Source organism: Candidatus Berkelbacteria bacterium (genome assembly GCA_016187225.1).
Taxonomy (GTDB): Bacteria; Patescibacteriota; UBA1384; order JACPKC01; family JACPKC01; genus JACPKC01.
In genome coordinates this window covers 1-1,588 of sequence record JACPKC010000011.1, presented here as the reverse complement: position 1 = coordinate 1,588, position 1,588 = coordinate 1, and the positions used below count along the sequence as shown (strand labels likewise).

Annotated in this window: 2 protein-coding genes; one reads left to right on the top strand and one right to left on the bottom strand. The window is 47.8% G+C overall.

What is annotated here, in order from left to right; translation table 11 throughout:
* The coding region (locus tag HYW32_04510; protein ID MBI2590247.1) for a hypothetical protein at positions 1-406 on the top strand (406 nt) is incomplete at its 5' end.
* A gap of 247 nt (positions 407-653) precedes the next feature.
* Here HYW32_04510 and HYW32_04505 read toward each other — a convergent pair.
* A complete protein-coding gene (locus HYW32_04505; protein MBI2590246.1) occupies positions 654-1,472 on the bottom strand; it encodes a hypothetical protein in 819 nt (272 codons plus the stop codon).
* Between the last annotated feature and the right edge of the window lie 116 nt (positions 1,473-1,588).

Here is a 1,588-nt window from a genome sequence, read left to right as displayed (position 1 = left end):
CGTTCGCAAACATTCGGGCAAGCGGGAGGTTCTCGACCCCACAAAAATTCGCCGAGGTCTCGCGTTGGCATTACGGAAAGTTGTCCTCGATGACGCGGCGATCGATGATCTCGCCGAGGAGATTATCAACAAAATTCGAGGCTTGGCAAAGAAAGAGGTGTATTCAAAAGAAATCGGGCATCTCGTTTTGGATTCTCTCTGGAGTAAGAAGGGCAGAAATTATGAAGTAGGATACCTTCGCTTCGCAAGCATCTTCCTCGCGCTCCACCAGTATCCGGACTTCTCGACACAGGCATGTCAATTACTTAATCGCGCAAGAGAGATACAAAAAAGCGATAGAGAGAAAAACCGCAAAAAAACCTCACATCGTCGTGGGGCACAGCTTAGGGAGGAAACGATTAACTGAGAAAGAACGAACTGCTTCACCATCTAGGAACACTTCAACGCTTTCTTCATCGCCTCAAGCCTACTCTCCACCGAGGTGTGGTACGCGTTCCGCGGCCACGGGTCACTCGCTGACCTCGCTGCCCGGCTGCATGCGGCTTAAGTACTTGACCACTTTAGCCACACCGCAGCCGACCCCCATCAAGATTAAACTACACCGCACACGGAGACTAAGGGAGGCCGCATTGCCTCCCTTTATCTTTATATATCTACGCACATCGCTGGAGTCCCTGTAAGACAAACTCTTTCCATTTGGTTTTAGATATTTGTAAAAGTTGCGACGGAGTTAACTGCATTTGGCGGACTGCTTGTTTGATAATTTGCAGTCCCACATAATATCCTGCTCGGTAACTGAATATGTCGCTCGGATTATTCGCTTGAAAAAACCCGGCGGAGGATTCGTTGATATGCGCAAGGGAAAACCAACACAGTTCTTTTAAACGCCCAGCACACTGCGCCATCCAGTGCTGTCGCGCGTCCACCGGAATACTGTTTGCCCACAACGCTGTTGCTTCATCAACACCCCATGCAGTCTCGGAAACATATGTCGCAATGCCCTCGGTTACAAGTTGCCGCAACGTATTATCTTTTTCTTGCTTTGTCGTAAAATAAAAATCCGGCACGGCCGTATAATGCAGCGCGTGGACAATCTCGTGCGTGATAAAAATATCTACTTCTTGCGTCGTGTTATATGCTTCAATCGGCAGCCACACAATAAACCTATCCTCTTGCCGAAATGCATGCCCATTCGTACACTGCTGGCCAACAAGTAATACGGTAGTAAATCCGGATGTATTTAAACCCGCACTTTGTAACCGTCGTTCAATTTCCAAAAACCGTGATTGTACTAAGTCGCGTTTTTCTTGGACTGCGGCTGCGTCTTTCAACATGGGACGGAAGGATTTTCTCTCGCCCCAAAACGTAAAATAGTGCCGAAACAATTCCGGCATTTCCTGTTCGTATGCCGCAAGGTCGTTATCCCCCAAGACATGCCGTATATAACTTTCAGTCAAGTCAATGGTTTTCATAACTTATCCTCTACCGCTTTGATAAAAGCGCCGAGTTCTTCTTCAGACATCAAAGTAACTCCGAGTTCTTCGGCAACTTCTTGAATCTGTCTCTCCGCCTCGTGCCGTTTTGTCAT

Bases quoted from the DNA above. Each gene is read 5' to 3' on its own strand.
- HYW32_04505 (MBI2590246.1), bottom strand. From the start codon at position 1,472: ATGAAAACCATTGACTTGACTGAAAGTTATATACGGCATGTCTTGGGG.